This window comes from Streptomyces sp. SID5785 (assembly GCF_009870065.1).
In the GTDB taxonomy this organism is placed as follows: domain Bacteria; phylum Actinomycetota; class Actinomycetes; order Streptomycetales; family Streptomycetaceae; genus Streptomyces.
In genome coordinates this window covers 1-4942 of the sequence record NZ_WWIA01000048.1, presented here as the reverse complement: position 1 = coordinate 4942, position 4942 = coordinate 1, and the positions used below count along the sequence as shown (strand labels likewise).

Sequence of the window (4942 nt, the reverse complement as noted above, 5' to 3'; positions counted from 1 at the left end):
CGGGCCGGGGCCTCGCCCTGGTCCTGCTGCCCCAGCTCAAGGACGTGCGGGACCCGGGCCTGCGGGCGCTGGGCACCGACGACGTGCTGGGCGTGCCGTACGTCGTGCTGATCGCGGCGGCGCTCGCGCTGATCGTCGCCTTCGTGGTGCGGCGCACGACGTTCGGCCGCCAGCTGCTCGCCATCGGCGACAGCCGCCCGGCGGCCCGGCTGGCCGGACTGCCGGTGCGCCGCGTGCTCATCATCGTGTACGTCCTGTCGGGCGTGCTCGCGGCGGTGGCCGGCGTGCTGGCGACGGCCCGGCTCACGGCGAGCGACCCGACCTCGCTCGGCACGCTCATGGAGCTGTCCGCGATCACGGCGGTGGTGGTCGGCGGGACGCCGCTCAACGGCGGCCGGGTGCGCATCGGCGGCACCGTCGCGGGCGCGGTGCTCATCCAGCTGCTCACGGCCACGCTCATCAAGCACGACCTGCCGCCGTCGTGGACACAGATCGCGCAGGCCGTGGTGATCGTGCTCGCCGTCTACGCGGCCAGGGAACGGGGGAAGCGATGACGATGACCGATGTCGAGGCGGCGCAGCCGGCGGGAGCCGCGCACGAGGAGCCGCTGGGCGCGACGCGCGCGGAGCGGCTGAGCGCGCTGGCCCAGCAGCACGGCGCGCTGGTCACCCTGGTGATCGCCGTGATCGCCGCGTCGCTCTCGTTCGACACGTTCCTGACCGGCGACAACCTGGAGAACATGGCGCTGTCCTCCGCGTTCCTCGCGGTGGTCGCGCTGGGCATGACGTTCGTGATCGTGACCGGTGGGATCGACCTGTCGGTGGGGTCGCTGTTCGCGCTGGGCGGGGTGCTCGCCGCGTGGGGCTCGCAGTACGGCACGCTCGTCGCACTGCTGCTGCCGCTCGCGGTGTGCGGTCTGATCGGGCTGGTCAACGGGCTGCTGATCGCCCGCTCCCGGCTGGCGCCGTTCATCGTGACCCTGGCGGCCATGCTCGGGGCCCGCGGACTGCTGCTGGCGGTCACGGACGAGGGCTCGAAGACGTACCTCGTCGACAAGTCCACGTTCTTCGCGACGCTCGGCCAGGGCAAGCTGCTCGGCATCGGCGTCCCGGTGTGGATCACGCTGGCGCTGTTCGTGACCGGCGCGGTGGTGCTGCGCCGCAGCCGCTTCGGCCAGTACGTGTACGCGGTCGGCGGCAACGAGGACGCGGCGGCCCTGATGGGTGCGCCGGTGGCCCGCACGAAGATCGGGGTCTACACGGTCTCCGGTCTGTGCGCGGGCCTGGCCGGGGCGCTCAACGCCGCCTGGCTGGTGTCGGGCGTGACGATCCTCGGCTCCGGCATGGAGCTGGAGGCGATCTCCGCGGTCGTCATCGGCGGCACTCTGCTGACCGGCGGGTTCGGCTTCATCAGCGGATCGCTGGTGGGCGTGCTGCTGCTGAAGGTGATCCAGAACGTGATCAACCAGATCGGCTCGCTCGACTCCGCCTACCAGCAGGTGGTCAGCGGTGCGTTCCTGGCGGTCGTGGTGATCGCGCAGACCTGGCTGGGGCGGCGCCGGCGGGTGCTGTGAGCGCCGGCTCCTCGCCGTCCGGCGAGGAGCCGGGTTCCGCTGATCCCGTGCGGCCCCGGGCGACCGCACGGGATCAGTGCACGGCCTGTCCCTTGCCGAGAGCGATCACGCCGGTCCTGGACACGGTGTAGAGCTCGGCGTCGCGGCCGGGGTTGACGCCGATGGTGGCGCCGGCAGGCACCTCCACGTTCTTGTCGAGGACGGCTCCGCGCACCACCGCTCCCCTGCCCACCGTCACGTTGTCGTGCAGCACGGATCCCTGGACGACCGCGCCGTCGCCGATCACGACGCCGGGCGAGAGGACGGAGCGGGTGACCTGCCCGCGGATGACGCAGCCGGGGCTGACGACGGACTCGCTCGCGATGCCGCCCGCGCAGAACCGGGCGGGCGGCAGCTGTCCCGGGTGCGTGTAGATGGGCCAGCGCCGGTTGTCCAGGTGGAACGCGGGCCGGTCCGAGATGAGGTCCATGTGGGCCTCGTAGTAGGCGTCGAGGGTGCCGACGTCGCGCCAGTAGCCGTGGTCGCGCTCGGTCTCGCCGGGCACGTGGTTGCCGTCGAAGTCGTAGACCTGGGCGACGCCGCGCTCGGTGAGCAGCGGCAGGATCGAGCCGCCCATGTCGTGCGCGGAGGACGGGTTCTCGGCGTCCTGCTGGAGGGCGTCGACGAGGGTCTTGGTGGTGAAGAGGTAGTTGCCCATGGAGGCGAACACCTCGTGCGGGCTGCCCGGCAGCGCCGGCGGGTCGGCGGGCTTCTCCAGGAAGGACTCGACGCGCGTGCCGTCGCGGGCCGGGGTGATGACGCCGAACTGGGAGGCCTCGGCGCGCGGGACGCGGATGCCCGCGACCGTGACGCCGGCGCCGTTCTCGATGTGCTGGGCGAGCATCTGGCGCGGATCCATGCGGTAGACGTGGTCGGCGCCGAACACGGCGATGTAGTCGGGCTGTTCGTCGTGGACCAGGTTGAGGGACTGCAGGATCGCGTCGGCACTGCCGGAGAACCAGCGCGGGCCGAGCCGCTGCTGGGCGGGGACGGGTGTCACGTAGTTGCCGAGCAGACTGGACATGCGCCAGGTCGTGCTCACGTGCCGGTCGAGGGAGTGGGACTTGTACTGCGTGAGCACGCAGATGCGCAGGATGTCGCCGTTCACCAGGTTGGACAGGACGAAGTCGACGAGCCGGTACGTGCCGCCGAAGGTGACCGCGGGTTTCGCGCGGTCGGCCGTGAGCGGTAACAGCCGCTTGCCCTCTCCTCCCGCCAGGACGATCCCGAGTACCGAAGGTCCACCGCGCATGCCAGCCTCCTGCCGTTCAGGCGCCGTCGATGATCTCCTCGTACAGACCGGCCGTGCGCCGTGCGACGGCGCCCCAGCCGAACTCGGCCGCGGCCCGCTCCCGTCCGGCCCCGCCCATCCTGCGGGCCGCACCGGGATCGCCGACCACCTCGTCGATCGCGCGCGCGAGTCCCGCCTCGAATCCCTCGGGGTCCTGCTCCGCGTACGGGACGAGCAGCCCGGTCTCCCCGTGCGCGACGACCTCGGGGATGCCGCCGACCCAGGAGGCGACGACCGCGGTGCCGCAGGCCATCGCCTCCAGGTTGACGATGCCGAGCGGCTCGTACACGGACGGGCAGACGAACACCGCGGCGTGCGTGAGCAGTTGGACGACCTCGGTGCGCGGCAGCATCGACGGGATCCAGCACACGCCGTCCCTGGTGCGCTTCAGCTCGTCGACCAGCTCGCGGAACTCCCGGCCGATCTCCGGGGTGTCCGGCGCCCCGGCGCACAGGACGATCTGCACGTCCCGGCCGATCCGGCGGGCGGCGCGCAGCAGGTGCGGCACACCCTTCTGCCGCGTGATCCGCCCGACGAACAGGGCGTACGGGCGGCCGGGGTCGATCCCGAAGCGGTGCAGTACGTCGGTGCCCGGATCGGCGCGGTACAGGGAGACGTCGATGCCGTTGTGCACGACCCGGACCTTCTTGGGCTCCAGGGCGGGGTAGCAGGCGAGGATGTCGTCGCGCATGGCGCGGGAGACCGCGATGACGCCGTCGGCCGCCTCGATGGCGGTGCGCTCGGCCCAGGCCGACAGCGCGTACCCGCCGCCGAGCTGCTCCGCCTTCCAGGGGCGCAGCGGCTCCAGGGAGTGCGCGGTCATCACGTGCGGGACGCCGAGGTGCAGCGCGGCGAGGTGCCCGGCGAGCGCGGTGTACCAGGTGTGCGAGTGGACGAGCTCGCGGCCCTCGAGGGCGGCGGCGATGGACAGGTCCACGGAGAGGGTGCGCAGCGCGTCGTTGGCACCGTCCAGGGCGGGCCAGGCGCGGTGCCGGCGCACGCCCTCGGAGGTGCCCTCGCCCCAGGTGTGCACCTCCAGGTCGACGAGCGGGCGCAGCTCGCGCGCCAGGAACTCGACGTGGACGCCGGCGCCGCCGTAGACGTCCGGCGGGTACTCCCTCGTGAGCAGTCCCACTCGCACGCGCGGCCCCCGTCGTCGGTCGTCACCACTCGCCCGTCCCGGTCGTGCCCGGATCGCTCCTCATGGTCACCCATCGCGGGCCCGGGCGGAAGACCGCCGACCGCGGCCCTCCGCGCCGTCACGGGTCTCCACCCCTGACACCCGCCCTGGGGATGACCCTGAGAGCGGCGTACTCCATCGGCAGTACTACGCGATGCCTGCTGTGGTCGGACGACAGATCGGCCCGGGCGAGAGATCGTGGAGGGTATGAGAACCGATCGCGCGCCGCGCCGCACCGCCAGGGGCGCCGAATGAGTGCCCTGGCGCTGTCCGTGCTGCTGTCGCTCGTCTCCGCCGTGGCGTACGCGGGCGGGGCGATCGTGCAGGAGCGGGTCGCGGAGACCTCGCCCGCCTCGGCGTACGCGCCGCTGCGCAGGCCGGCCTGGTGGGGCGCGGGCTGTCTGAACGGTCTGGGAGCGCTCCTGCACGTCATCGCGCTCGCGTACGGCCCGCTGAGCCTCGTGCAGCCCCTCGGGGCGCTCACGATCGTGCTCGCCCTGCCGATGTCGGCGCTGCTGGTGCGGCGCCGGGCCGGGGCGACCGCCTGGCGCGGAGCGATCATGGCGACGGCGGGCCTCGCGGGGCTCCTCGCGCTGACCGGCTCGCCGTCCGAGCAGTCGCTGGACGGCACGGAGCGTCTCGTCGTGGGTCTGATCACGGCCGGGGCCGTGCTGGTCCTGATGACCTCGGCGCGGGCCGCGCACCGGCACCCCGTGGTCCGCTCGGTGCTGCTCGCGGTGGCGGCGGGCGGGGCCTTCGGCATGGCCTCGGTGTTCACGAAGTCCGTCGCCGAGGACTGGTCCGGCAGCCCGGTGACGCAGCTGTCGAGCCTGCTGGCCATCGCGGCCCTGGCCACGAC

Annotated in this window: 5 protein-coding genes; 3 read left to right on the top strand and 2 right to left on the bottom strand. The window is 72.9% G+C overall.

The features are described from left to right. Positions 1 to 554: ABC transporter permease (locus GTW43_RS01640; RefSeq protein WP_161299736.1), on the top strand; the 554-nt coding region annotated here is incomplete at its 5' end. Then, a complete protein-coding gene (locus GTW43_RS01635; RefSeq protein ID WP_161299735.1) occupies positions 551 to 1573 on the top strand; it encodes an ABC transporter permease in 1023 nt (340 codons plus the stop codon). The genes GTW43_RS01640 and GTW43_RS01635, both read left to right, overlap by 4 nt. 73 nt (positions 1574 to 1646) lie before the next feature. On the opposite strand, the gene glgC is transcribed toward GTW43_RS01635, so the two are convergent. Together glgC and glgA are read right to left on the bottom strand one after the other, a co-directional pair. Beyond that, on the bottom strand, positions 1647 to 2864 hold the full coding sequence (gene glgC, locus GTW43_RS01630; RefSeq protein WP_161299734.1) for a glucose-1-phosphate adenylyltransferase: 1218 nt from the start codon (positions 2862 to 2864) through the stop codon (positions 1647 to 1649). 16 nt (positions 2865 to 2880) lie between these two features. Next, entirely contained in the window at positions 2881 to 4038 is a 1158-nt protein-coding gene (gene glgA / locus GTW43_RS01625; RefSeq protein ID WP_161299737.1) for a glycogen synthase, read from the bottom strand. 296 nt (positions 4039 to 4334) lie between these two features. Here glgA and GTW43_RS01620 point away from each other — a divergent pair. Beyond that, positions 4335 to 4942 (top strand): DMT family transporter (locus GTW43_RS01620; protein ID WP_272922489.1); only part of this gene is annotated, 608 nt, incomplete at its 3' end.

Excerpts from the sequence above, each read along its gene's own strand:
- GTW43_RS01635 (WP_161299735.1), top strand. The coding sequence starts at position 551 with ATGACGATGACCGATGTCGAGGCGGCGCAGCCGGCGGGAGCCGCGCAC.
- glgC (WP_161299734.1), bottom strand. The coding sequence starts at position 2,864 with ATGCGCGGTGGACCTTCGGTACTCGGGATCGTCCTGGCGGGAGGAGAG.